Genomic DNA, 26,823 nt, shown 5'->3' with positions numbered 1-26,823 from the left:
GGTCATTCTACTCCGTTACGCAGCATCTGCCTATACCATGCCCGGCCTTTGACCTCTCGAATCCCACGGACAAACCACTCGTTTGGATAAAATTTCACCGCTAACTGGCCAAAGGTGCCAGTATCACGCCAATCAATACCACGAATTTGATAGCGTTCCACCACCAATGGGTGTGGCAGTGTCCAGCGCCCTCGATACGCTGACGACGCTAAAGCCAACCTCGGTGAAACGGCGTCGATAAACGCTGGCAAAGACGAGGTCCGGCTGCCATGATGAGGCACTAAGAGGATGTCGGCCTTCAGATGTTGCGGCTCTCGGAGCAATAGCCATTCAGCAATGGCATCAATGTCTCCGGTCAGTAATACCGACGCCTCTGGCGAGCTCACTCGAATAACACAAGAGTGCGGATTGAACGCTCGAGAGACCTTTGTTGGCGGCCATAAGACCTCAAGCGTCAAACGCTGCCACTGTAGGGTTTGACCTTGACGACAGGGCACATCGCCTACGCCATGTTGACTGCTGATGAGTGTCGGTTGCCACTCTGCCACTAATGGCTGCCAACCACCGGCATGATCCCAGTCCATATGGCTGAGAATAAGATAGTCAACACGGCGAATTCCCCGCTTGTAAAGCAGTGGCGTGATGATCTGCTCCGCATAGCTCGAGTCTTGCCAAGCGCTGCCCGTGTCATAAACCAGCGCGGTCTCGCCTTGTCGAATCACAACAGCGAGACCATGCCCGACATCGAGCATCCACATCTCCCATAATGACTTGGGAGCAAATTCTATCCGCCCCATCGCCGACACAGCAAAAATCAGCAACAAGACACGCTTGCGTACCCAGACAGAAGCCAGCGCTAGCAGAGCGATCACTCCGAACAGCATTGCCCAATCGTCTGCGACCCACCACCACAAGTCCCAATGACCCAAAGCATTCGACACCCATTGCAACAACCTATTGATTAACGGCCACAACAACGAACAATCGAATAGCAACTGGGCCAGCAACGCGAGCAGCGTGAGAGGAATGATAATGAACGAAAACAGCGGCACACAGACCAGATTAGTGAGAAACGCGATACGACTGACGCCATCAAAAAACAGTATCGTCAGCGGTGTCATGAAAAGCAGAAAGAAAACCTGCAAGCGCAGCATGCTGCTAAGCGTACCGGTTTGTGCGTAGCGGCTGGAAACAAACACGAAGATGATCGCCACCGCCAGAATCGACATCCAAAAGCTGAGAGACAAAGGCGCGAAAGGGTCAAAGAGTAACAAGATCGCAGTCACCAGACACCACTTGAGCCGCAGCGGCCAATAGCGTTTGACCAGCAGCAGTCCCACGGTCAACAAACACGCCAGTAACGCGCGCTGAGTGGGTAGCGTTAAACCGGCGAGCCAAGCGTAGCAAGTGGCGACGATAAGCCCCAAAATGAGCGGCGCCACGTTTGCCCTAGGCCATAGCATGAATACACCCCGCCCCAACCACCACCCTAGTCCAAACGCGATGCCGATATGCAGGCCAGAAATGGCAATCAGGTGGCCAAGCCCGCTGCGCGCCAACTGAGCAGATTGTTCCGAACTTAAATGATGCCGAGCGCCAAAGGTCAACGCTTCAATCAAACCGCGCTGCGAGTATGGCGCTATGGCACGCTCGAGCAAAAGATAGTAATGCGCTCGAAGAGTGGGCAGGCTGCGCACGATAAAATGCGTCTTCGCAGGCGCTACCGCGGTGGCTAACCATCGGCGTGACAACGCCTGCTTTTCAGCATCGAACCCCACCTCATTGAGTAAGCCGACGACAGGCTCTAAGCGCACTTTAACGTCGATTTCATCGCCCGGCAGCAGAGCAATTGGCGATATAAACTGAACTTTCAGTGGCATCAAACTGCGCAATGTTTGGCCATTGATTGATCTAACTACAATTTCGCCTCTAAAGCCGTGACTTATTTGTTTAAAAAAGCTGTCAGCTTTCGCGTTTATGGTAATATCTGGCCCTGCACGGAAGAGCGTTTCTATTTGCTGGTGAATTAAGTGACCATGAAGCATCACTAACAACAGACCGGCATTGATTCCCCACCCGATTCGAAGCACACGAATCCAAATAGAGACCACGAGGAGGCCGACATTAAGGCCACCCCAAATCCAATCTGGCATAGCTGGCCAAATTGCGGCGCTCATGACAGTCGCCGAAAAAGAAGCAAGAGTCCAACAACTGATTAGATAGTGAGCCATAGTCCCCTATGCCAAGAAAATTCATCAAACGCTTTATGCCTGACCATGAGTTAATCAAGCGTCAAAAGGCACTAAAGGTTTTTGGCAACGTGTTGTACAACCCGAATTTGTGGTGTTTGAATCGCCGTTCAGCGGCAGGTGCTTTCGCCGTGGGGTTGTTTATGGCTTTTGTCCCACTACCTAGTCAGATGATCATGTCTGCTGGGTTAGCGATTGCTTGCGGCGTTAACCTGCCACTCTCCGTTGCGCTTGTCTGGATCAGCAACCCAATCACCATGCCGGTGATGTTTTACTTCGCCTACAAAGTGGGCACTTGGGTAATGCATACCCCACCGCAGCGCTTTCACTTTGAACTCTCTTGGGAGTTCATCTTGCAACAGATGAGCACCATTGGCCCACCATTCCTGCTCGGCTGCTTGATCTGCGGGATTGTCTCCGCCATGTTGGGCTATTTTGGCATCAAAGCGCTGTGGCGCTACTCGGTTGTCCGTAGTTGGCAAAAACGAAAGTTCAGAATACCGAGAATGCTGAAAAAATAGCAGATAGAGACCAACGCCTACCCACCCTATTCACACATTCTGATGCAAGGCGTGTTGAATCAAGATGAAAAAAGGACCCGCGGGTCCTTTTTCTGTTCTCACTGTTCGCTTTGCAGGACAAACACAACACCATCGCTACTTCGCACTGAGAACGCTGGCAGGGTGCAGTTTGACCGCCCGAGAAGCGGGATACCAAGTGGCGAGTAAGCTTAGGGTGATGGCCGTCAAAGAGACCAAAGCCACATCAAAGCCGTGAAGTTCAGAGGGAAGGAAATCGACAAAGTAAATGTCGCCAGAAAGAAATTGGTGCCCCGTCAGTGACTCCAGCCCCTGGATCAGAGAGGTCAAATTCCACGCCACGAGTACGCCAAAAATACTGCCAACCACACTACCAAGCACGCCTGAGAAGACACCTTGCCAGACAAAGATCCGACGAACCAATCCATCGGTGGCTCCCATGGTGCGTAAAATCGCGATCTCGGCTGCGCGATCTTTAACGGCCATCATCAGGGTCGAGACGATATTAAAGCTCGCCACACCAATCACCAGCACCATCACCAAATACATAATGGTGCGCACCAATTGAATATCTCGGTACAAAAAGCCGTATTTTTGCTGCCAACTGCGCAAGTAAACATACACATTTAGCGTATTTCCCACTTCGCGCACAATCGCCGTTGCGTCTAGGACATCGCTCACTTTGAGCGCCACCCCAGTCACGGCATTGTCTAAACGGCCATATTCCTGCGCATCCTGAAGCGGAACTAAAATCAGACTGTGGTCAATTTGACCATTCAGTTGCAACGTCCCTGCGATGGTAACTCGCACTCGACGTGGGGTCTGAACCTGTCGACTCGCACCACCCGTAGGAATCATCAGTGTGATGGCTTCACCCGTCTTTGCGCCGAGCGCATCCGCCACACCTTGACCGATAATGGCTTGCTGTTGTCCAGGTTTAAACTCTGCCCAGACTTGCGGGTCAATAAATTCCGCCAAACTGGAAATCCGCGCTTCCGCTTCGGGATCGATGCCTCGCACCTCAAGAGCCTTTAATGCACTGCCTTTTTCCGCCAACGCTGTCATTTTGACAAACGGCGCAGCTGCTTCCACTTTCGGATGTCGCTGAGCGCGCTCAATCACGTTTGGCCACTCGTTGAGTGGGCCGCTCACGCCTTCGAACTCGCCGTGGGAAATCACCGACAAGACGCGATTTTTTAGCTCGCGCTCAAAACCGTTCATTGCAGATAAACCAATGATGATCACTGCTACGCCAACGGCAATGCCAATGGTCGAGGAGATGGAAATAAACGACACCATTTTGTTGCGCTGTTTTGCGCGACTGAATCGACCACCGATAAACAGTGACAAAGAAGACAACACTTACGACTCCTTAATATCGATCAGCAGACCATCTTGCATGTGCAGTTGACGATCCATTTTTGCCGCCAGCTCACCATCGTGGGTCACGACTAAAAAAGCCGTTCCTGATTCACGATTAAGCTCGCGCATTAAATCGTAAATCGCCAGTGCCGTTTTATGGTCAAGGTTACCGGTCGGTTCATCCGCCAAGACCAGATCGGGGCTATTAACCAAGGCGCGCGCAATCGCCACCCGTTGGCGTTCACCACCGGATAACTCCGATGGACGATGGTCGATGCGATGGGTCAAGCCCACTTTGTCCAACAACGCGGCCGCTTTCTGTTTGGCTTCTGACACGGGCATGCCGCCGATCAGCAGTGGCATAGCGACATTTTCTAATGCGCTGAAATCGGCCAAAAGATGATGAAATTGGTAAACAAACCCTAAATGCTGGTTGCGTAATTTCGCTTGTTTGTTAGAGCTCAGATCGGCGAGAGGCTGATCCAAAAATGTCACATGTCCTTCACTGGCGTCATCGAGCGCGCCCAAAATGTGCAGCAAGGTACTTTTCCCCGAACCCGATGTGCCAATGATTGACACTAATTCACCGCGCTCAATATCGAAGCTGACCCCTTTTAACACCTGCGTACTTAACTCGCCCTCTTGATAAGTTTTACACACATGTTCACAACGTAAGAGATTACTCATATCTTAATGCCTCAGCAGGTTTGACCGAGGATGCTCGGTAAGAAGGATACAAGGTCGCCGCTAGGCTAAGCACAATCGCAAGCAGAACCACTAAGAGAATTTGCGGCCAGGAGATAACGATCGGCAGCTCGCCGCCCACCGCAAATAACGCGATACCCGCTGCATCAAGCAACGCATTTAAATTCGTCGCCAGCAGCACACCAAGGCCACCACCAATGAATGCGCCAATGATGCCGCTGCTTGCACCTTGCACCATGAAAACAGCCAAAATGTGATGATTTTGCATGCCTTGCGTTTTTAAGATGGCCACTTCCGACTGTTTTTCCATCACCACCATGATAAGGGCGGAAATAATGTTAAATGCTGCCACACCAACGATTAGGCCTAGCATCAGCCCCATCATGTTTTTTTCCATTCGTACCGCTTGGAACAGTTCCCCACGCTGATCACGCCAATCTTGCCACTGCCACAGCTCTGGTAGAGACTTTTGCCCAAGCTCACTGACGATAAATGGGTCGTCGAAATAGAGTCGCCAGCCTGACATCTCATCACTTTTCATGCGCAGCAGTTTGGCGGCATCGTCAATGTGCACCGTCATCAGTTGGCCATCGATGTCTGATCCTGTGTTAAAGATCCCCGCCACCGTAAACAGACGCTGGCTAGGAATACGACCAAGCGGCGTAAACTGACTGGCGCCAGTGACCATCAGACGCACTTTGTCACCCACCGAGACATCCAACCCTCGCGCCAAGGTTTGGCCAATCAGGATGCGGTAAGCCCCGGTTTGCAGCTCCCCTGCCGAACCCGCGTACAGGTGCGTGGCAATCGAGCGGTCAAGATTCGGGTCGATGCCTACCATCAAGCCAGCACTCAAACTTTCTGCACTTTGAATCACCGCCTCACTCTGAACGATCGGCGTCGGCGCAGAAGACGTAGAAAGCGCACGAACAAACTCAGGCGGCGTATCCGAACGAACAGTATGACCATCACTATTAGAGACGATGGCTTGCGGCAGAACACCAAGGATGCGACTTTTAAGCTGCGACTCAAAACCGTTCATCACCGACAACACCGTCACCAGCGACATCACGCCAATAGTGATGCCCGCGGTCGACATATAAGAGACGAAGCGACTGAACCGGTCACCCGATCGTCCACGTAAATAACGAAGCCCGATAAAGGTCGAGACTGGATGAAACATAAAACCAACCATCAATATTTGATGGCGTTTACTCTACCCATTAATCTGCGTGGATTGTAGTGTTTAATTGCAAAATGGCGGTGAAAATGTGGAATAAACAAAGGCATACCTTGATAAACGCTCTGGTATGACGATAATCAGAAAAAACTCGCAAGGAAAACGCATGTCAGAACAAGAATATTTCACCGTCAATCACGCGCTCGCCATCAATGTCGAGGCTCTAGAGGCAGGTGCTGACTTTCCTTGCTTTGACCAGTTTGAGCGCGAAATTCCCGCCCCCTTTTTAGTGGCGAGTGAATTTAGCCATCTGGATTTACTCAACGATCACGCGCGCAGTGAGCTAAAAAACAGCGATTTCAAACATGTCATTGAACTGCTCGACACGCAGAACTCAAAGCTCAACCTACTGTTGACCTTTATGCTCTCTCAGCAAGATGATCAAGCCCTGCGTTTTCACACCAGCGCATTTGGTGCCAGCCAGTTGACCTATCAAGCCCAAACCGCGCTTGCGCTCAACAGCAAGTTACGTCTGAAACTCTTTTTAGATAGCCCAGCGGCGGCTATCTACTGCTACGGGCACGTCACTCAATGCGAGGCAGACAATAATGGCTACCTCATTACGGTCAAATACGACTTATTACGTGATAGCGACCAAGATCTGCTGATTAAAGCCGCCTTGTTGCAGCAACAAAAGCTGCTGCGCCTACGCTCCATCAATCGAGAAAAATAACGACTGCTATGCCACAACTATCTTTATTGAACTTAGCATCAGCACAAGGTGCTGGGGACAAGAAACGGATTGGTAACCTCAAGGGCGCCAGCTTACCACTTGCGATTGCTGAGTTGGCGAATCAACACTCAGGCCATACACTGTTAGCCGTGCCTGATCCACAAACGGCGCTGAGACTACTACAAGAAATCGAGCAGTTTACTCGCGAGTCGGTCGCCCTCTTCCCCGATTGGGAAACCTTGCCTTACGACAGCTTCTCGCCCCATCAAGAAATCATCTCGGATCGCATAGCGCACCTGTACCAAATGCCAACGCTGAACGCGGGCATCACCATAGTGCCGGTGAACACCTTGCTGCAGCGCCAATCGCCGCGTGAGTTTTTGCTTGCCCACACCTTGATGGTCAAAACTGGAGACTTGTACTCACTCGACAAACTGCGCCTGCAACTCGAGAAGTCCGGCTATCGCCACGTTGAGCAAGTGTTTGGCCCCGGCGAATACGCCAGTCGTGGTTCGATTTTGGACCTCTTCCCTATGGGCTCAAGCGATCCTTACCGAATTGATTTCTTTGATGATGAAATCGACACCATCCGCACCTTCGATCCGGAGAACCAACGCTCGATTGAAGAGCGCAAAGAGATCCGCCTGCTACCAGCGCATGAGTTCCCCACTACCGAAGCCGCGATTGAAGATTTTCGCATCCGCTGGCGTCAGCACTTTGAAGCGCGCCGCGAGCCCGAATCCGTCTACATGCAAGTCTCTAAAGGTACTTGGCCAGCGGGGATAGAGTATTGGCAGCCACTCTTTTTCGATCACACCGAAACCCTGTTTGACTACCTACCAGAAGGCAGCCAACTGTTGACGGTGGGCAATATTGAGCAAGCCATCGATACCTTCTTAAGCGATGTCGACTACCGCTATGATCAGCGCAAAGTCGATCCTTTGCGCCCGTTATTGCCACCACAAGAGTTGTGGCTGAAAAAAGACGAACTGTTTAGCCAGTTTAAGCCCCTTGCCCAAGTCGAGCTCTCTGTCGAGCCCATCACCGCCAAGCAAGGCCGTGCCAACGTTGATATTGAGCCTTTACCCGACCTCTTTGTGCAGCATCAGCACAAAGAACCTTTGGCCGCATTGAGGCATTTCGTCGAACACTATCGCGGTAAGATTGTCTTTTCGGTGGAGTCAGAAGGTCGCCGCGAGGCATTGCTTGAGTTATTGCAACGTATCAAGTTGCGCCCTGAACTTAAGCACAGCTTTTCCGACGCGCTAGAGAGTAAGGACAAACACACCTTAGTCATCGGCGCCTCTGAGCATGGCTTTTTGTTTGGCGATGAGCAAGTCGCTCTCGTCTGTGAAAGCGACTTATTGGGCGATCGCGTCATACAGCGCCGCCGCAAAGATCGCAAAGCCACCAACAGCGATGCGGTCATTCGCAACCTAGCCGAATTGAAAGAGGGTCAACCTGTGGTACACATCGACCACGGGATCGGCCGCTACATCGGTCTGCAAACCCTTGAAGCAGGTGGGATGGTCACTGAATACGTGACGCTAGAGTACCAAAACGAAGCCAAACTTTACGTCCCCGTTGCCTCGCTTAACCTTATTAGCCGCTACTCTGGCGGTGCCGAGGACGGAGCGCCGCTGCATAAACTCGGTGGCGATGCTTGGAGTAAAGCACGGCGTAAAGCCGCAGAGAAAGTGCGTGATGTTGCCGCCGAATTGCTGGATGTTTATGCCAAGCGCGAGCTCAAACCCGGGCATAAATTTGCCCTTGACCGTGAACAATACGCAACGTTTAAAGCGGGCTTTCCATTTGAGGAAACTGACGATCAAGCGATGGCGATCAACGCGGTACTGTCTGACATGTGCCAAGCCAAAGCGATGGATCGTTTGGTCTGTGGTGATGTTGGCTTTGGTAAAACCGAAGTCGCCATGCGTGCGGCGTTTGTTGCCACGGACAACGCCAAGCAAGTTGCGGTGCTCGTACCAACAACCCTACTAGCGCAGCAGCATTTTGAAAACTTCCGTGACCGCTTTGCCAACCTGCCGATTCGCGTTGAAGTGCTGTCGCGCTTTAAAACCGCCAAAGAGCAAAAGCAAGTGCTACAAGATGTCAAAGATGGCAAAGTGGACATTGTGGTCGGTACGCACAAATTGCTCTCAAATGATATTGTCTTCAACGATTTAGGCCTATTGATTGTCGATGAAGAGCACCGCTTTGGTGTGCGTCAAAAAGAGAAAATGAAAGCGATGCGTGCGGATGTCGACATCCTAACGCTGACCGCAACGCCGATCCCTCGAACTTTGAACATGGCGATGAGTGGCATGCGCGATCTATCAATCATTGCCACGCCACCCGCTAGACGCTTAGCCATCAAAACCTTCGTCCGCCAAAGCGACGATGCGACGATTCGAGAGGCCGTGCTGCGTGAAATCATGCGTGGTGGTCAGGTGTACTTCCTGCATAACCAAGTCGAGACCATCGACAAAGTGGCGGCGGATCTTGAAAAGCTCATCCCAGAAGCGCGTATCACCACAGCACACGGTCAAATGCGTGAGCGCGAGCTTGAGCGCATCATGAATGACTTCTACCATCAGCGCTTCAACGTCTTAGTCTGCACCACCATCATTGAAACTGGTATCGACGTCCCGACAGCCAACACCATCATCATGGACCGCGCGGACAACCTAGGTCTTGCGCAGTTGCACCAATTACGCGGCCGCGTCGGACGTTCGCATCACCAAGCGTACGCCTACTTGCTGACCCCTCACCCTAAAGCCATGACCAAGGACGCCGTCAAACGTCTTGAAGCCATCGCCTCGCTGGAGGATTTGGGCGCAGGCTTCACCCTTGCCACCCATGACTTAGAGATCCGCGGTGCAGGTGAATTGCTGGGTGATGAGCAAAGTGGCCAAATTCAATCGGTTGGCTTTACTCTCTACATGGAAATGCTCGAACAAGCGGTCGAGGCACTCAAGGAGGGCAAAGAGCCTTCGTTGGATGATCTACTGCGCGAGCAAACCGAAGTGGAAATGCGTCTACCCGCCTTGCTGCCGGATGATTACTTGCCTGACGTTAATACTCGCCTGTCGATGTACAAACAGATCGCCAGCGTCAGCAGTCAAGATGAGTTAGATGAGCTAAAAGTTGAGCTGATAGACCGTTTTGGTCCACTGCCCGATGCCACCAAAAACCTGCTTTCAGTAGCCGCGTTAAAAATTGAAGCGGCGCAACTCAAAGTGAAGAAGATCGAAGCCCATGAAAAAGGTGGTTTTATCGAGTTCTATCCGGATGCTGACATTAACCCCGTCTATCTGGTTAAACTACTGCAATCACAACCGCAAAAATTCGCAATGGATGGCCCAACCAAATTCAAGTTTACGCTACCATTAGTCGACAGACGCAAGCGAATTCTGTTTGTTAGTGATATGCTAGGCGAATTCAAGCAAAATCGACTGCCCTAAGCGTTAGGTATCAGGGCTTGAATTAAGAAACAGCAATGCGCGCCGCTTGCGGACTATGAACAATTTTGAGGTACACGCTACCTCTTCAATGGAGTTGGAATGAAAAAGCTGATTACCCTGCTGCTTTTTTTCGTCGCGATGCCTTCTTGGGCCGAGCGTCAATTTGATATTGAAGTGATCATCTTTAAACGTGCCGTCAATCCAGAAATGACTGCGGAATCTTGGCCGAATAACCCGCCAGAGATCAGTCTTGAGCGCGCGGGCAAATTTTCTGATGCCAGTTTCAGAGCCAGTAAGCAGGTCACGTTACTGCCTTACTCACAGTATGAACTTGGTGAGCAAGTGCAAAAGCTGAAACGTCACGCGGGCTTTGATGTACTAATGCACACCGCTTGGCGTCAAGGCGACCAAGGCCGTTTCGGTGCGCCGGTGTTTCACATTCAAGCAGGAAAAGATTACTCCAATCAGTTTAATGTTGATGGTTCACCTGCAGGCAGTAATGCCACCTCCAGTGTCATTGATGGGGTAACCGAAGAGAGTATTCCAGCGCCGCTGTTTGAACTCGACGGTACGTTTCAAGTGTATGTTGAGCATTACCTTTACGCCGATGTCGAGCTGGATTTAAAAGCGCCAAGCGTACGTGAAGTGGTTCTCGATGCACCGATCCAAGCCAACGCTGGCACGCAAGACGCCACACAAGGTAGTATGCAAGATAATGCTGTAGTCCAAGCGGGCTTGATGGAAGACATCACGCCAACCGTCGAAACCCAGGCTTTCTTGAAGTCTTACCGTTTCGACCAAAAGCGCCGCATGCGCAGTACCGAAACACACTACTTAGATCACCCTCTCATGGGCGTGATTATCCAAGTTCGCCGCGTCGCGCAGTAATCTTGTCAGCCCTCCTCGCGAGGGCTGTTGTTTATGTCGCCCGATTACCAAATCATCACCCCGAACCTGCGACTTGGCTTGATTGACGCTGAGCATGCTGAGGTGTTTCAACATCTGATTGTGCACTCTGCCAGCCTGCACCAATGGATTGACTGGTGCCACCCCGAGTTCTCCCTAGAGGACGCAGAAGCCTTCTTGTTGCAAACCCGACTCAACTGGGTGAAATCTCAAGCCTACGGTTTTGGCGTGTTCCAACGCGCAACCGGCGCTTTGGTGGGCATGGTCGCCATCAATGAGCTCTACCACACCTTCAACATGGCGAGTCTCGGTTATTGGATAGCCGATGAGTTCCAAGGCAAGGGCATCGGCCAAGAAGCGCTCAATGCGCTGGTGGAGTTCTGCTTCGCCCAACTCAAACTGACCCGTGTCGAAATCGTCTGCGACCCAGACAACCTCCCCAGTCAACACCTCGCCATTAAATGCGGCGCAACACTGGAAGCTCGGGCGAAAAATCGCTTTGTCTTTCAAGGTCAGCCCAAAGAGGGGTTGGTGTTTTCGATGATTCCAGGTTGAGTTTAACCTCATCATAAAAGCAGTTAATTATTGATTAGCCAATAACTTACGCCAAATTCGTGTCAGGCGTCAGACTCTTTGTCCTAGGTTGAGCCATAAACTGTGGCATGATTATTCCTTTATCTATGAAAGGAAATCTAAGAATGGAATCGATATTTTCGTTTAAATCTATGCTCACTCCAAAGCTAGTCACCGGACTTTACTGGTTGCTGCTTCTCATTGCGATCATCTCTGGCATTGGAACCATGTTTAGTGGATACGGCGGTGTGACGTTTCAAACCTTTATGCTGGGATTGCTAACGATGATTGGCGGGGCGATTGGGGCTCGTATTTGGTGTGAATTGATGATTGTTATCTTCAAGATCAACGAAAATTTGCAGGCACTAAAAGAGGCAAAAGAAGAATCAAACGTCTAACACTGATTCGTTGAGTTCAAAACCGTATAAGAGAAGAGCGCCAATCGGCGCTCTTCTTGTTTTGATCAATGAAGCTTAAGGTTGGGTCTCAAAACGCGGTTGATGCGGCCCATGAGGATGATGAGCGCGGTTTTGAACATCCCGTGTAGTGCCATTTGGTGTAGGCGGTAGAGCGAAATGTAAACTACGCGAGCGATACGGCCTTCCACCATCATTGAGCCTTTGGTGAGGTTGCCCATTAGGCTACCAACGGTCGAGAAGCGGCTGAGAGATACCAGTGAACCTTTGTCTTTGTAGACATAAGGCTTGAGCTCTCGGCCGTTCATCTTCGCCACAATATTGGAAAACGCGCAGCTCGCCATTTGGTGTGCAGCCTGGGCACGAGGTGGCACAAACGAGCCGTCTTCTTGCGTGCATTGCGCGAGATCGCCAATCACGAAAATGTCATCGTCACGCGTCGTTTGCAAGGTGCTTTTCACCACCAATTGGTTGATGCGGTTAGTCTCTAAGCCTGCAATGTCTTTAATGAAATCTGGCGCTTTGATGCCCGCAGCCCAAACCATGATTTGCGCTGGGATTTTGTCGCCCTCTTTGGTCACTAGGCCATCTTTTTCCGCTTTGGTCACCATAGTCGCGGTGCGCACGTTGACGCCAAGCTTAGTCAACTCTTGATGGGCAGCACTTGAAATGCGTGGCGGCAGAGCCGGAAGAATACGCTCACCCGCTTCAACAAGGTTGACGTTGAGCTTGCTTGAGTCCAAGTCACCAAAACCATAAGTGCGCAACTCTTTCACTGCATTGTGCAGCTCAGCAGAAAGTTCAACACCGGTTGCACCTGCACCTACGATCGCGATATCCACGGTGCCTTGACCATTTTTCGCGTGCAGCTTTAAGAATTCATTGTTCATTTCGGTGCGGAAACGGTGCGCTTGCTCTGGGCTATCGAGGAAGATGCAGTTGTCACGCACGCCCGGGGTGTTGAAGTCATTGGAGGTAGAACCAATGGCCATCACCAGAAGATCGTACTCAAGCTCACGCGTTGGCATCAGCAGTTCGCCATGCTCATCTTTCAGCTCGTGCAGTGTGATCACTTTACGCTCGCGGTCAATGTCTTTGAGCGCACCCATTTGGAAATCAAAGTGGTGATTTTTGGCGTGCGCACGGTAGCTTAGCGCGTCCACACCTTCATCCAGTGAACCTGTCGCAACTTCATGCAGCAAGGGTTTCCACAAGTGGCTTGCCTTACGGTCAACCAAGGTGACTTGCGCACGGCCTTTACGGCCCAATGTACGACCCAGTTTGGTAGCAAGCTCCAGGCCGCCTGCACCACCGCCTACAACGATAATTCGTGTCACAATAACGTTCCTCTAAATATAAATAATCATGATTCGAGCCGATTACTCAGCTCGAGAAAATTCTCTCTTGCCATGCGGTTACTCACCCTAACCGGTGCGTGATTCGCACTCTGGCATGACGTTTTCGGATATGAGGCTTGTTATTGGCGTTCAATAGCGGGCATTTTTGCCGCTCAACTCGTTTTTTGGGGCAAGTTTTTTACTTGCTCTCAATTTTTTTTGATATTTATCAAAAAATTTATAGTTAAGTCATTATATAGGGCAAAATCCGCCACGCAACAGGAGAATGTGATTATCTCACTTAACTTTGTAGGGATTAATGACAAGTGGTGACAAAAAGAGCGACAGGCATAAACCCTGTCGCTCTTGATGGTTAAGTGCTCGCGATGATTAGCGTTGTTTGAACGCTTTCATCGTCTGAAGGTGTTGAGAGATCTTTTTGAATTTGTGGCTCTGGGTGTCGTCCCAAATGATTTCGTAATACGGCGCTAACGCCTCGGCGGTTTGACTGTTGTCGTGAATTTCATCCTCTTTAGAGAGGATCACCAAACACTGGCCCGCATTTTTACTGCGAAACTCTGACACACATTTGGTCGCAATGTCTTCATACTCTTCAGGGCGGTCGATCCGGCCCTGCATGGTGCGCTCAGGATGAAGATTAGGATTAAACATCACCTGCTTGATGCCACACAAAAATCCAATACGCTCTGACCAATAGGCACCAAGACCCACACCGCAGATCAGTGGAGAGGTATCCTCCGACTGTTCAATCACTTTGTGCACTTCTTTGAGTAGATGCTGCATATCGTGTTTCGGGTGCAATGTGCTGTAGTTAATGAAACGAACATCGTCATCAATAAACTGCAACTGTAAGACTTTTTCGTGGTTACCTGGGCTTGTGGAGTCAAAGCCATGCAAATAAATAATCATTCTAATTCCCTCGAACCTAATACTTCCAACTCTACCACGACCAAATCTACCAGAAATAGTAGGGTTAACTTTTACTTTATCGTTGCAAAACCACTAAACAGTGATCTTAGCTACAAAATAAGCCTTCAAGCCGGGTCGCCTCGGTCAAATATTGCTCTTCCCCCCACAACTGGTAAGCGAGAAGATACCAAAGCATGGCCATCATTTTTGCTCTGGGCTGCCAAGCCATGACGCCTTCGACCCAATCATCAATACCGTCTACCCCTCGTTTTTGACAGTAGCGAAATACTGCATCTTGAGGGTCGTGCTGACACACGTCGATACTGAGTGTCAGATCCAGCCTAGGATCAGCGATGCATGCGTATTCCCAATCGATCACCGTGATGCCTTGCGTGGTGCGTACCATGTTGTACCCAGCCAAATCAAAATGACACAGTACATGGCCGACATCCGCCAGACTGGGCGCACGGCGCCACGTTTCGTACACGCCACGAATCGAGTCCGATTTGAGCGTGTCGTCAATCAATATCCAGTAATGATCAACCCGTGCCGTATAGTTAAACGGCGCGACGGGAATACGTTGTGTGTTGGCTTGATGAACGCTCACCATGGTATCGAGCAGATCATCAAACGACAGGCCGTCTCTCAGCGGAATACCCTCGATCCAATCCACCAACAGCCCTTGTTCACAAATGTAATGCGGCTTAGGTGCGATGGGATTGTGTTCGAGTGCAGAGAGGATTTGATACTCTTGAAAGCGCGAAATGGAAAACGCTTTGGTGATGGGCGTATTCGGGCGCCATACGTAGGCGCCGCGATGAGTGACCACTTTCCAACAACGGTTGGTCAGCCCGCCTGTCAACGTTTGAGCGTATTGGGCGGGCTCAGGGAAGAACGGATTGAGCGCAGTCAAAGAGCGATCAAGTTGACACGCTTCATGCCAAGACATCCTGGCCATAGATCACCTCTTCCCTTGTCATTACATACCTAGAAAGCTTTTTGACTCTTGTTTGCGGATCTCAGTCTCGTCTGCCCACTCAATCAAACCCGTTTCCAGATCCATCAGGCGCATGGTCATTTTGTAGTAGACGTCTTTATCACTACCGGCATTTTTGGCGATGCTCGACAGGTTACCGTACAACATGTATTGCGCCCCAACCATTTTACCGAACTGGATGGCGGTACTTTGGTTAACGAGTTCGTCGTTGTTTTGGAAGTTCAACTGTTCACGCACCGATTCCACGCGATCCATATCCACAAAGCGGAATTTGCCTGAGTTGAGCATCTTAGTGCTGATGGTGTCGGTAATGGATTCAGTATCGATGTGCTCACTGGTTTTGTTTTTGATGCGCTCAACAAAAACAATAGGACGCGCATCACGTGTGATGGCCGCCACCGAGCCTGACATCATCATGCTATCGACCATTTCACCGGCAATTTTTTGCAAGTCAGTGGAACCAAAATCAATGGTGGTGGTTTCAACCGCTTGCGCGTCACCATAACTCACTTTGTTCGAACAGCCGCCGAGAATCACAGCCAAGCCAAGTAATGCTATTACACTTTTCTTCATTTCTTGGTTCCTCATAAACCTTGAATTGTCATTAATTTATTGATTATTTTCACGAATTTGTAAACGGAAATGTTTGCCATTCGGGTTCACCGACACCTCAGACAAGGCCACCGTTTCCGTCCCGCGTAAGATGGATTGACGCCAAGGGCTAAGCTTAGTGTTGACCTCCAAGCCATTGTCGTCATACCAATAAAAGCGATACAGTACATTGAGATCACCTTTCGACTGGTTGGTCATACGCACAACCCCACGTGCATGCCCTTCTACCTCTGTTGTGGCGATGTCTTCAATTTTTAGATTGCCGGCTAAGACGTTATCGCCAAAGAGCACTTTGTGTGTCTCTCCATCGATTCTAAGACCTGCTGTGTTGTCTGCGCATCCGATCAGCGCCGTGGCCGCGAGGGCCGCAATAAGCCATTTTTTCATCGTATACTTCCTAGTTGTTTATGCCATATTGTAGCATTCTCTCCCTGACGAGAGATCCACACCAGTACGGTGCGCCCCGCCGCGATATCAAACGGGTAGTCTTGGTTATTCACCCGAATAATCTGCGTTCCGGGTTCGACCACACGACTGCTGCTCGCAACATGACCCGGTAACGTTAACCAACTGCGGGTATCGGGTTGCTCGGTGAGCGTGTTCCAAATATTAAATACGAGATTGCCGACGTCATCGCCTTGTGTGGCTTCTTTTCGCAATTGATCTTTTGCCCAAACGCGCAATGCTTGACGGATCACCATCGCAGTAATACGTTCCGATAAATCACGTTGGGCCATCGCATTGACATCGGTCAAGCGCGATTCCTTGAGCGGCGCTTGATTCAATGTAAGCGGTGTAAATCGCTCTGGCGAAGCAGGCGGGTAATACGGCAGAGCGATAGTATAGAAGGCCACATTGTTGCGACTGTCATACAAAGGCAAAGATTGCTTCCAACCTTGCAACGCCGTCACTATGCCTTGTTCATCGAGCACGATGACGCGCGCTTTGTCGCTCTCTAACAAACTGGCTTTACCGTATCGCTGCTCTAATTTAATCAGGTCTTCTTTCATGCTAAGGCGCGTCGCAACGCGCATGGTGCCATCTATGATTTGCTGATTGTCTGGCGCCACCGCGAGCGCGCGTCGATAGTCCACATAGGCGGCATTGAGGTCATTGTCTGCTTCATAAAGCAGTGCCGACAGATACAACAAATAGGCATTTTGCACCGCCGCCAAGGTTTTTCCGGCATCAGGGTAGTTCGACAGCACGCTGCCTAAATTGGGAGATAAGCCCTGCGCTTGCATATTGCTTTGCGCTTTCGCTAACTCTTTTTCACGCTCTTGCTTGGCACGCTCTTGGACTTGATTGGCGCGGCGCATCTCAATCAACGCCCCTTCCAGTTGGTTTTGCTGTAGATAATTGAGACCAAGATAGAGGTGAAGAAAGCCCAACTCATAATCTGCGGGCTGATATTCGTTGAGATTGTCGTTCACCGCGAGTGAACTAACGCTAGTCAGAGTTTCAGTGACCGACACCGTAGCTCTATCTTGCTGAGCGCGAACGGCTTGGTCACTCAACTCAAACGCTGCTTTACTATCGCTGTAGGTTTGATTGAGAAAGTGCACGCGCCCCTTTTCAAGGTTATCGAGAATATCGCCCGCCACAAAGTCAGGCAGCGCTTCTTGTGCGCGCTGATAATCCCCTCGCTGCACCGCTTGATACACATCAGCATTTTGTGCGCTGTAATGGCTAAACAGGTTGCCAGCCGACATATTGGCACACGCCGTGATAACAAGGGTACTGGCGAGTAATGCACAACGTTGAATGTGGATGGTGAGTTGATTCGTAAAACGCACTCCAAGCCTCAAATCAGAATTTCAGATACCGATCTCACCGACATAAATATCAGTGAGACCTGCTCTCTGACACAAAGCGACGCAAAAAGTTCGCTTTGTGTCATGACTGTATCGCGTCGATTAACTCATCAACATCGGGCCAAGTGGACGGCCGCCGACTAAGTGCATGTGAATGTGGTAGACCTCTTGGCCGCCGTGCGCGTTACAGTTAACGATCAGGCGGTAACCCTCTTCATCAATCCCCTCTTCTTTGGCCAACTTGCGAGCCACAGTAAATAGGCGCCCCATGACCGCTTCATCGGCCTCTGTGACATCGTTCACCGTTGGGATAAGAGTATTAGGAATGATCAAAATATGGCTCGGCGCGCGAGGGTTGATATCACGAAACGCGGTAACCAAATCATCTTGATAAACCACATCGGCCGGGATCTCTTTGCGAATGATTTTACTGAAAATGGTTTCTTCAGCCATGAAGCTCTCCAGAAGGTATCGTTGAATTTTAATGCCATCGAGTATGCGTCAAGCAAATCGAGATCACAATAAAAACAGTGTTCACATCATGTTGTGAGCATTTTATTGATACACATTTTCATTTTTGTATTGTGCGTCATAAAATGTGTGTCTCACTCTCCATACAATCAAACTCTTTTTGCTATTTATAGCGTTATAGTTTGAATTTTTGCCATAGTTAGGGAGAGATCTATGAAAGGCTCAGTGATAAGAAGAATGTACGCTGGCTTTGCACTGATCATTGTGATGTTCATCGTATCCACCATGATGACGTTGAACGGAATGCAGCAAATCCAATCCAATTTTGAGAGTGTCTCCAACACCTCACTACCTCTTGTTTCCAAAGCCAACGAAACCAGTGTCTCTCTGCTTTCTGCGGATAAGCTTTTCAAAGATTTTCTGACCACTCAGAGCTTTGAGCGCATGGAACAAATCGAAAGCCAATTCGACCAAGCACGTGTTGAATACAATCAAACCTTAGCTGCCCTTGAAAAGGCCAGTGCAAGCAAGCCAGAATTGGTCGCCAGCATGGCGGATCTTAAAGAGAAAGAGAGCAGTTACTTCGGAGAAGCCAAGCAAGCGATGGAAAACTATCGCTCGATGTTTGAGTCTCAAGCGCAAGTACAACAATCTTCTCGCCGTTTCCAACGCTTGCACTCTGAGTTGAGTGTCGGGATGAAAGAGTACGTCGATGACCAAAGCAGCATTTCAGTCAAAGTGATGGCGAAAAGCTACTTCATTAAGCTGAAAGACGCCGAAGTGATCACTTCTGACGCGCTCGCAAGTTCAGACACTGCGTTCGTAGCAGAAGCCGTTGCGAAAAACAAAAAAGCCGTAACGCACTTGAACTATGCCTACAACGGCCTATCCAATCAAATGCCTGAGTTGAAAAAAGCCTTTGATGAGTCGGTCAAGCAGTTCACGCTCGACATCGGTCAAAAAGGCGGTGTCCTTGATCAACACAGCAATTACCTCGTGGCAAAAGACGCGCTCTACGCCAACATTGCGAGCCTGACTGAGCAAGTGGATGCGACCATGGCGCTGCTGGCTACCTACAGCGAAGCGGCCCAAGCGGGTCTCAATGCCTCACTGGTTGAAGCAGAGCAAGTCTACAATCAAGGCAAAATTCGTTCACTGTTGATTGGTGCCATCGTGATTGCACTGGCATTGGGCATCGGTTACCACATCGCTCACAGTGTCCGCGAGCCACTCACGCGTATTCTTAGCACCTTGGAATACCTCACCAAAGGTGACATGACACACCGTATCGAAATCCGTTACAACAATGAGTTCAGCCGCGTCAGCGGTCACATCAACTCGTTGGCGGACAACCTGCACAATATCTTGGTGAAGCTCAATGATGCCTCGGATAACTTAACCAATACCGCTCGCACCAACCAAGAGACCTCTTCTCAAGCGCAATCGCAGCTTAATCAGCAGCGTGAACAAACGGCCAACGTCGCCACCGCGATGACTGAAATGGCCCACTCCGTTCAGGAAGTGGCCCAAAGTGCGCAAAGCTCGCAGAAGATGGTTGAGCAAGTGGAGTCGGCGTCGGAATCTGGTCGTCAAATCATGGGCACTAACATCACCACCATCAATCAGCTTGAGACACGTCTAACGGAATCCGTTGATGCGGTGAAAGATCTGCAAACCATGAGTAGCCAGATTGGCAGCATTTTGGATGTGATTCGCAACATTGCTGAGCAAACCAACTTACTTGCGCTCAACGCGGCGATTGAAGCGGCGCGCGCAGGCGACCAAGGCCGAGGCTTTGCGGTGGTGGCAGACGAGGTTCGCGTGCTTGCGCAGCGCACTACTGAGTCCACCAGCGAAATTGAAAACATGATCAGTAACTTGCAATCGAGTTCTGCGTCAGCCAACCAAGTCATTCAAAGCTGCATGGACGATATGGAGCTGTCGGTTGAACAAGCGTCCAACGCCAACAGTGCAATGGAAGAAATTCAGGGCTTGATCATGGAGATCAGCCAGATGAGTGGACACATTTCTCAAGCCGCAGCAGAGCAAAGTGAAACCACCTCAGACATTGCAAGAAACATTGAAGAGATTAACCTTATCGCCGACACCAGCTATCAGGCGATGGCGCAAATCGCTCAAACCAGCCATGACTTAAGTCAGCTTGCTGGTCAGCAAGGCGAACTGGTGCATCGATTCAAGCTGTAACGTAAAGATACGGTAAATTATTGACAGAGGGCGACCAATTATAGCGGTTGCCCTTGTTTTTTCGGCAGATTGTCATTATATCGTGATTAGGCCTCACCCTTTTACTCTCCTTTTTGTGGGCCTGACATGAGGAATAACTATGACAATTCATGTTGGCATCATCGACCAAGACCCGATTCGCTTGGTCACCCCCCTATTAGATAATCGCAGCATCAGTAACCACATCGTCTTTATTGGCGTCAATGCCCAGCGCACCCTATTCGACAGACTGAGTCGTGTCTTGGCTAAGCGTGAGATTCACTCAGAGTTCTATGAAATTCCTGACGTTACTAATCCGTCTGAGATAAAGAAAACCGTTGCGGAACTGGCAGAGCGCCTTAAGCAAAGTGGTGAAGATGTGCGCCTTAACGCCAGCTGCGGTCTGCGCCATCGACTCCTGTCGGTTTACGAAGTGTTTCGCACCTTTCATTGGCCAATTTTTGTGGTTGAGCCCAACAGTGATCGCGTCTGCTGGCTCTACCCTGATGGCGTAGAAGACACGCAACTGCAAGATTGGATCACCATTGACGATTACCTTACGGTATTTGGCGCGCGCGGCGAATTTAGCCAACAAATGTTGCCGCCTCAGTTAGACCAAAAACTCTATGAGTTGGGTGAGCGCTGGGCGAGTAACGCCTTAGAACTTGGCCCTGGCCTTGCGACACTCAACTATCTCGCCACGACATGCCGCAAAGAACAGATCCTCAGTGTAGAGTTGTCGGAGAAGCAGCAAGGCTATCGTGAGCTCAAGATGCTGATCGAGGATTTGGTGGATGCCAACATCGCAACGTATGAGAACGGTGTGCTTACCTTTGCCAATGAAGATGCAAGACGCTTCTCCAACGGGGAGTGGCTGGAAACCCTAGTCCACAGCACGGTGCGCCAGATTCAACACAGCATGCCAACGATTCAAGATCACTCACTTAATGTGCAGGTGTATCGTGAGCTCGGTGAGCGTGAAGTGCGCAATGAGCTGGATGTCGCCTGCGTCGTCAACAACAAGCTCCATATCATCGAGTGTAAGACCAAAGGTATGCGTGATGATGGCGATGACACCTTATACAAACTCGAATCGTTAAGAGACTTGCTCGGCGGCTTACAGGCACGCGCCATGCTCGTCAGCTTTAGACCGCTGCGCTACAACGACATCACCCGAGCAGAAGACTTGGGCCTCGCGTTAATCGGCCCTGATGAGCTCAAAGACTTGAAAACCCATCTTACGACATGGTTTCAAGCCGCTGGAGGCATTGACGGACTCGATCTTAAGACAGGAGTAAACAGCCCTGCGGCTCGTTAAGCACGATTCTTGATACCAATGACACAAAAGCCGCGATGACAATCGCGGCTTTTTGCTTACTTAAGGTCGGCAGCGAGATTAGCTGTCGTCTTCGGTAAAATTGGTCGGTAGAGTTTGCTTCATCTGATTCCAGATCTGCGCGCTCTCCATCCCGTAATGACGCACAACCACCAAAATTTGTTCGCGGTTGCCCGTTTCGCATACCTCCAACAAATCACGGTAGAACTTGAGCGCTAAACCACGCGCCTGAGCACTTGAGAAGTAGTAGCTACCCACACGATCGTAAAGCTTCTTCAATCCATTAAAGATCAAGCCGTAAATCTGGTTACCTGAGTGGAAAGCGAGACGCTGGAAAAGCATGTAATCGTAGTAATTAAACGTTTTCGCAATCAACGTCGCTTGGCGTTTCTGCTCATCTTTTTCACCATCGTCTTTCACGTGTTGCAGAATCTTGTCTGAATACGGCGAGGAGGCAATAAAAGCATCCCAAGAGTCGGCCGCGAGCAAGGCTTCACAAGAGTCGATCACATTGTGAATGGTACGCTCTGAACTCTCTTTGTTTACTTTGAACGCATAGCGCATGAAGATAGGTGAGATGTTTGTACGTGCCGCAAGCAAATCTTCTACGATAGAGGTTGCGTTTTCAGCATCGAGCGTCATCAATGTATCAAGAATGTGTAACCCGGACGTTTCCATAAACTGGTTTACTTTAGTCGGCTTACCATGCTGAATGGTTAACCAACCATCACGAGCCAATCTTTGTAATACCTCACGCAACGTCGTACGTGTTACACCAATGAGTTCAGAGAGCTCTCGTTCGGCTGGGAGAATCGAACCCGGAGGGAAGCGCCCTTTCCAAATACTTTCGATAATGTATTTCTCTGCAAATCCTGCGGGACTCTTTGCCTTGATGACCATTAATTACTGTTCCAATTTTATATTTATCTGGGTCGAATGGAACTCATCATACCACTAGTTTTTGCCTAGCGAAAACAAACCACCAGTAAACGTGGCATGGATGCCATATAGAGCATTAACTCTAATTTGTTTTGGCGGTTTTAAGTGGTGTGGGGATTGTCAAAACCAATAAATTTTAACTTTACCTAACCTCACTTTCTCTGAGGCCTTATGAGTACTGCATTAATCACACAATATGAGTTTTTATTTTTGAAACTAACATTGTTATTTTTATGCAATATAATCCCACATTGTTGCTTATCAATTCAACTAAATGGCTAACTGCCATCAATTGCTGATTTTCACAACTATTATGCAAGCGTTACGTAACTTTGATCGCGTTTTTGAATAAAAGTGGACGGATACATTTATCAGATATCACTTAATCATTGACTAACAAGTTATCAACGGTAGAGTGGCGACCGAAGTAAGGAGTGCTTGTCTTTCTCAGGGAGTGACTTGGCAAGACCACATATTGATACTCAGGATGTTGTTTTTCTAAGTCGCTGTTGATTTGGCGTTACACGGCTGGACTATCTGCGCATGAGCCATCTGCGCATGACCCGCTGCGACGCCTACATTGAATTCGGGCACGTCTGTGTTAATTCAGTACAACAATAAAGAGTATTAATGTCATGCCGATGTCACTCGGAAACGCCTTCATCAAGAACTTTCTTGGTAAGGCACCGGATTGGTACAAAGTTGCCATCATAGCCTTCCTCATCATCAACCCGCTTGTGTTCTTTTTCATCGATCCTTTTGTCGCAGGCTGGTTGTTGGTCGCAGAGTTTATTTTCACCCTTGCAATGGCACTGAAGTGTTACCCGCTGCAACCCGGTGGTTTATTGGCCATTGAAGCCATCGCCATTGGCATGACCAGTGCGGATCAAGTCAAGCATGAGCTTGTCGCGAATATCGAAGTGTTGCTACTGCTGGTCTTTATGGTCGCAGGTATCTACTTCATGAAGCAGCTTTTGCTGTTTATCTTTACCAAAATTCTGCTCGGTATTCAGTCTAAAAGCATGTTGTCGCTGGCGTTCTGTTTCGCCGCAGCGTTCTTATCTGCTTTCTTAGATGCATTAACGGTGATCGCTGTTGTCATCAGTGTCGCAGTTGGCTTCTACGCGATTTACCACAAAGTTGCCTCCGGTCAGGGTGGTCACGCGACCCATGACCATACGTCAGATGATCATCTTAACGATCTTACACGTGATGACTTAGAGAACTACCGCGCCTTCTTGCGTTCGCTGCTCATGCACGCAGGGGTGGGTACGGCACTCGGTGGCGTGATGACCATGGTGGGTGAGCCGCAAAACTTGATCATTGCTGATCAGGCTGGCTGGCAGTTTGGTGAGTTTATTGTTCGCATGTTACCCGTTACTCTACCTGTGTTGATTTGTGGTCTCGCAACGTGTGTGCTCGTCGAAAAAATGAAAGTCTTCGGCTATGGCGCCCGCCTGCCTGACACGGTGCGTCAGATTCTGGTTGATTACGACAACGAAGAGCGTAAAAAGCGCACCAAACAAGATGTGGCTAAGCTTTGGGTTCAAGGTGTTATCGCGGTATGGCTGATTGTCGGCCTTGCGCTCCACCTCGCGGCGGTGGGCCTCATCGGCCTGTCGGTCATCATTCTGGCTACTGCGTTTACGGGCGTGATTGAAGAGCACTCGCTAGGTAAAGCCTTCGAAGAGGCCCTACCCTTTACCGCGCTTTTGACGGTGTTCTTCTCAATTGTTGCTGTCATCATCGACCAAGAGCTATTCAAGCCGGTGATTGATGCGGTGTTGCACGTCGAAGATAAAGGCACCCAACTGGCGCTCTTCTATGTCGCTAACGGACTGCTTTCGATGGTGTCTGATAATGTATTCGTCGGCACGGTCTACATTACCGAAGTGGGTACGGCGTTGATGGAAGGCGTGATCAATCGTGACCAGTTTGACCTGCTCGCAGTAGCGATCAATACGGGCACCAACTTGCCATCGGTTGCCACCCCGAACGGTCAAGCTGCCTTCTTGTTCTTGTTGACCTCAACGCTGGCACCTTTGATTCGTTTGTCCTACGGTCGCATGGTTATCATGGCACTGCCCTACACGATAGTGCTGGCGTTAGTTGGCTTTGCCGGTATTGTCTTCCTGCTTGAGCCAATGACCGCGTGGTTCTATGAAGCAGGCTGGATCACGCATCACTCAGCAGAAATTATGCATGCGGTGACCAAAGGTCACTAATCAGCATCACGTTTGAATAATTTTTTATTGCGATAGAAACTTTTACACGCTAAAAAGCTCTGATTAGTCAGAGCTTTTTTCTTTTCTTTGTTAGGGATATTTCATTACTTATGCTTTCTTCGATTAAACAGTTTTCTCAGGGACGATTTGCTTGGCTACTGCTGTTTGGCTTGATTGTCGCACTAGAGTTGTGTGCACTGTTCTTCCAGCACGGAATGGGCTTGGCGCCGTGTGTGATGTGTATTTATGAGCGCATCGCCATGCTTGGCATCGCGGCCGCAGCGCTGATTGGTGCCATCAATCCACGTGTTGCTGTATTGCGTTGGTTAGGGCTCGCAGCGTGGGGCGGCAGTGCTTATAAAGGACTCATGCTGTCACTAGAACACGTGGATTACCAGTTTAACCCTTCGCCGTTCTACACCTGTGATCTGTTTGTTCAATTCCCTGACTGGGCACCGCTCAATCAATGGGCGCCTTGGATGTTTGAAGCTTATGGGGATTGCAGCAAAATCGTATGGCAGTTTTTGACGCTCTCCATGCCACAGTGGCTCGTAGTTATCTTTGCTGCAAACCTGCTCGCGCTTGGTGTCATTGTTCTCTCTCAGTTTGCCAAAGATAAATAACGCTTGGTACTCACTCTGCACGCATGGGTAAAAAAATGGCTTCCAAACGGAAGCCATTTTTTTATGAGTCGTCTTTGCCGGCGCGACGCTGACTATGCCTCGAGAAACAATATGCAAAGTAACAATATGTAAAGTGCCCCTATGTAAAGTAACAACGCATATTACCTGCTATCAGTTCATCTCTCGACCCGGCTCTGGCGCCAAGACCTCTCGGTTGCCGTTGTGACCTGGCGCGCTGACAATCCCTTGAGCCTCAAGCTGCTCGACAATTCGCGCCGCACGGTTGTAACCGATTTTAAATCGGCGCTGAACGCCAGAGACTGAACCACGACGAGATTGCACTACGTGCTCGACCACTTGATCAAACAGAGGGTCCATCTCTTCATCACCTTCGGGCTTCTCGCCCGGTAGCAACGCTTCTGGCCCTTGGTCTCCGTTGGTGATCTCATCAATATAGTTTGGCTTGCCGCGTGCCTTCCAGTTGTTGACCACCGCATGCACATCGTCATCTGAAGCAAATGCCCCATGGACGCGAATGGTGTGACTCGATCCGGAAGGAAGATACAACATATCACCCATACCCAGCAGTGACTCTGCCCCCCCTTGATCGAGAATGGTTCGAGAGTCCGTTTTGGTTGAAACGGTAAATGCAACCCGCGTAGGAATGTTCGCTTTGATCAAACCGGTAATAACGTCTACTGAAGGGCGCTGCGTCGCCAAAATGAGGTGGATACCCGCGGCGCGCGCTTTTTGTGCTAAACGCGCGATCAACTCTTCGACTTTCTTCCCGACCACCATCATCAGATCGGCAAATTCATCCACGATCACTACGATATAAGGCAGCTTTTCGAGCAGCGGTGGATGCTCATCCATACTGTCACCCGGTTGCCAGAGCGGATCGTGGATTGGGTGGCCCGCATCTGCCGCCATTTTCAGCTTGTCGTTGAATCCTTTGATGTTCCTAACGCCCAGTGCAGACATCAACTTATAACGCCGCTCCATCTCGCCAACACACCAACGCAATGCATTGGACGCATCCTTCATGTCGGTCACCACTTCAGACAACAAGTGAGGAATCCCTTCATACACTGACAGCTCAAGCATTTTCGGGTCAATCATGATAAAGCGGACATCTTCTGGGGTCGCTTTATAGAGGATACTCAAGATCATGACGTTCACCCCGACCGAT

General features: G+C 49.9%; 23 protein-coding genes. 10 read left to right on the top strand and 13 right to left on the bottom strand.

The window, feature by feature from the left end; all coding sequences use genetic code 11:
- Positions 1 to 2: 2 nt before the first annotated feature.
- On the bottom strand, positions 3 to 2,177 hold the full coding sequence (locus AC6R0L_RS00995) for a DNA internalization-related competence protein ComEC/Rec2 (RefSeq protein ID WP_500627970.1): 2,175 nt from the start codon (positions 2,175 to 2,177) through the stop codon (positions 3 to 5).
- Between the two features lie 62 nt (positions 2,178 to 2,239).
- Between AC6R0L_RS00995 and AC6R0L_RS00990 the strand changes: the two genes are divergently transcribed.
- Complete coding sequence (locus tag AC6R0L_RS00990; protein WP_334552499.1) at positions 2,240 to 2,770, top strand: DUF2062 domain-containing protein; 531 nt, start codon at positions 2,240 to 2,242, stop codon at positions 2,768 to 2,770.
- A 135-nt stretch (positions 2,771 to 2,905) separates the two neighbouring features.
- Here the strand turns inward: AC6R0L_RS00990 and lolE are convergent, their stop codons facing one another.
- Genes lolE through lolC form a run of 3 tightly spaced genes read right to left on the bottom strand, consistent with a single transcriptional unit; the run spans position 2,906 to position 6,038 of the window.
- A complete protein-coding gene (lolE, locus tag AC6R0L_RS00985) occupies positions 2,906 to 4,150 on the bottom strand; it encodes a lipoprotein-releasing ABC transporter permease subunit LolE (protein WP_500627969.1) in 1,245 nt (414 codons plus the stop codon).
- Positions 4,151 to 4,837: a lipoprotein-releasing ABC transporter ATP-binding protein LolD gene (gene lolD, locus AC6R0L_RS00980; protein WP_500627968.1), complete on the bottom strand. Its 687-nt coding sequence runs from the start codon at positions 4,835 to 4,837 to the stop codon at positions 4,151 to 4,153.
- Positions 4,830 to 6,038: a lipoprotein-releasing ABC transporter permease subunit LolC gene (gene lolC / locus AC6R0L_RS00975; RefSeq protein ID WP_500627967.1), complete on the bottom strand. Its 1,209-nt coding sequence runs from the start codon at positions 6,036 to 6,038 to the stop codon at positions 4,830 to 4,832. The genes lolD and lolC overlap by 8 nt, the downstream gene beginning before the upstream one ends.
- A gap of 163 nt (positions 6,039 to 6,201) precedes the next feature.
- Between lolC and AC6R0L_RS00970 the strand changes: the two genes are divergently transcribed.
- From AC6R0L_RS00970 to AC6R0L_RS00950, 5 genes are all read left to right on the top strand, one after another.
- Positions 6,202 to 6,768, top strand: a complete 567-nt coding sequence (locus tag AC6R0L_RS00970; protein ID WP_500627966.1) for a PilZ domain-containing protein — start codon at positions 6,202 to 6,204, stop codon at positions 6,766 to 6,768.
- Positions 6,769 to 6,776: 8 nt separating this feature from the next.
- A complete protein-coding gene (gene mfd, locus AC6R0L_RS00965; protein WP_500627965.1) occupies positions 6,777 to 10,232 on the top strand; it encodes a transcription-repair coupling factor in 3,456 nt (1,151 codons plus the stop codon).
- A gap of 99 nt (positions 10,233 to 10,331) precedes the next feature.
- On the top strand, positions 10,332 to 11,120 hold the full coding sequence (locus tag AC6R0L_RS00960) for a peptidoglycan binding protein CsiV (protein ID WP_500627964.1): 789 nt from the start codon (positions 10,332 to 10,334) through the stop codon (positions 11,118 to 11,120).
- A 33-nt stretch (positions 11,121 to 11,153) separates the two neighbouring features.
- The gene (locus AC6R0L_RS00955; RefSeq protein WP_500627963.1) at positions 11,154 to 11,693 is read left to right on the top strand and encodes a GNAT family N-acetyltransferase; all 540 of its coding nucleotides are present in this window, start codon (positions 11,154 to 11,156) and stop codon (positions 11,691 to 11,693) included.
- 143 nt (positions 11,694 to 11,836) lie between these two features.
- Positions 11,837 to 12,109, top strand: a complete 273-nt coding sequence (locus AC6R0L_RS00950) for a DUF4282 domain-containing protein (RefSeq protein WP_500626122.1) — start codon at positions 11,837 to 11,839, stop codon at positions 12,107 to 12,109.
- Between the two features lie 65 nt (positions 12,110 to 12,174).
- Here AC6R0L_RS00950 and AC6R0L_RS00945 read toward each other — a convergent pair whose 3' ends face one another.
- The 7 genes from AC6R0L_RS00945 to hinT all read right to left on the bottom strand — a co-directional run bounded on the left by AC6R0L_RS00945 (position 12,175) and on the right by hinT (position 18,270).
- Positions 12,175 to 13,464: an NAD(P)/FAD-dependent oxidoreductase gene (locus AC6R0L_RS00945; protein WP_334552508.1), complete on the bottom strand. Its 1,290-nt coding sequence runs from the start codon at positions 13,462 to 13,464 to the stop codon at positions 12,175 to 12,177.
- Positions 13,465 to 13,854: 390 nt separating this feature from the next.
- Positions 13,855 to 14,394 (bottom strand): alpha/beta hydrolase YcfP, encoded by a 540-nt coding sequence (gene ycfP / locus AC6R0L_RS00940; protein ID WP_500626121.1) that lies wholly within the window; start codon positions 14,392 to 14,394, stop codon positions 13,855 to 13,857.
- A gap of 106 nt (positions 14,395 to 14,500) precedes the next feature.
- A complete protein-coding gene (locus tag AC6R0L_RS00935; RefSeq protein ID WP_487901134.1) occupies positions 14,501 to 15,352 on the bottom strand; it encodes a phosphotransferase in 852 nt (283 codons plus the stop codon).
- A gap of 21 nt (positions 15,353 to 15,373) precedes the next feature.
- Positions 15,374 to 15,964, bottom strand: a complete 591-nt coding sequence (gene lpoB / locus AC6R0L_RS00930) for a penicillin-binding protein activator LpoB (protein WP_334552511.1) — start codon at positions 15,962 to 15,964, stop codon at positions 15,374 to 15,376.
- Positions 15,965 to 16,000: 36 nt separating this feature from the next.
- Positions 16,001 to 16,390, bottom strand: coding sequence for a YcfL family putative periplasmic lipoprotein (locus tag AC6R0L_RS00925; protein ID WP_334552512.1), 390 nt, complete (start codon positions 16,388 to 16,390; stop codon positions 16,001 to 16,003).
- Positions 16,387 to 17,715, bottom strand: a complete 1,329-nt coding sequence (locus AC6R0L_RS00920; RefSeq protein WP_500627976.1) for a COG3014 family protein — start codon at positions 17,713 to 17,715, stop codon at positions 16,387 to 16,389. Before AC6R0L_RS00920 ends, AC6R0L_RS00925 begins: the two co-directional genes overlap by 4 nt.
- 204 nt (positions 17,716 to 17,919) lie before the next feature.
- On the bottom strand, positions 17,920 to 18,270 hold the full coding sequence (hinT, locus tag AC6R0L_RS00915) for a purine nucleoside phosphoramidase (RefSeq protein WP_334552513.1): 351 nt from the start codon (positions 18,268 to 18,270) through the stop codon (positions 17,920 to 17,922).
- Positions 18,271 to 18,501: 231 nt separating this feature from the next.
- Between hinT and AC6R0L_RS00910 the strand changes: the two genes are divergently transcribed.
- Positions 18,502 to 20,493, top strand: coding sequence for a HAMP domain-containing methyl-accepting chemotaxis protein (locus AC6R0L_RS00910; protein ID WP_500626118.1), 1,992 nt, complete (start codon positions 18,502 to 18,504; stop codon positions 20,491 to 20,493).
- Between the two features lie 139 nt (positions 20,494 to 20,632).
- Positions 20,633 to 21,829, top strand: coding sequence for a DUF1887 family protein (locus AC6R0L_RS00905; protein WP_500627962.1), 1,197 nt, complete (start codon positions 20,633 to 20,635; stop codon positions 21,827 to 21,829).
- 78 nt (positions 21,830 to 21,907) lie between these two features.
- Here the strand turns inward: AC6R0L_RS00905 and fadR are convergent, their stop codons facing one another.
- Positions 21,908 to 22,747 carry a fatty acid metabolism transcriptional regulator FadR gene (fadR, locus tag AC6R0L_RS00900; protein ID WP_334552516.1) on the bottom strand — a complete coding sequence of 280 codons (840 nt, stop codon included), beginning with the start codon at positions 22,745 to 22,747 and terminating at the stop codon, positions 21,908 to 21,910.
- A 674-nt stretch (positions 22,748 to 23,421) separates the two neighbouring features.
- Between fadR and nhaB the strand changes: the two genes are divergently transcribed.
- Positions 23,422 to 25,011, top strand: coding sequence for a Na(+)/H(+) antiporter NhaB (gene nhaB, locus AC6R0L_RS00895; protein WP_500627961.1), 1,590 nt, complete (start codon positions 23,422 to 23,424; stop codon positions 25,009 to 25,011).
- 110 nt (positions 25,012 to 25,121) lie between these two features.
- Positions 25,122 to 25,634, top strand: coding sequence for a disulfide bond formation protein DsbB (gene dsbB, locus AC6R0L_RS00890; RefSeq protein ID WP_500627960.1), 513 nt, complete (start codon positions 25,122 to 25,124; stop codon positions 25,632 to 25,634).
- Between the two features lie 171 nt (positions 25,635 to 25,805).
- Here dsbB and AC6R0L_RS00885 read toward each other — a convergent pair.
- Positions 25,806 to 26,823, bottom strand: a 1,018-nt coding sequence (locus tag AC6R0L_RS00885; protein WP_500627959.1) for a DNA translocase FtsK, incomplete at its 5' end; no start/stop codon positions are given.

This window comes from Vibrio sp. R15-SG3-ISO1A (assembly GCF_059833955.1).
The sequence above is the reverse complement of the archived record's forward strand: the minus strand, read 5'-3'. Positions and strand labels throughout refer to the sequence as shown.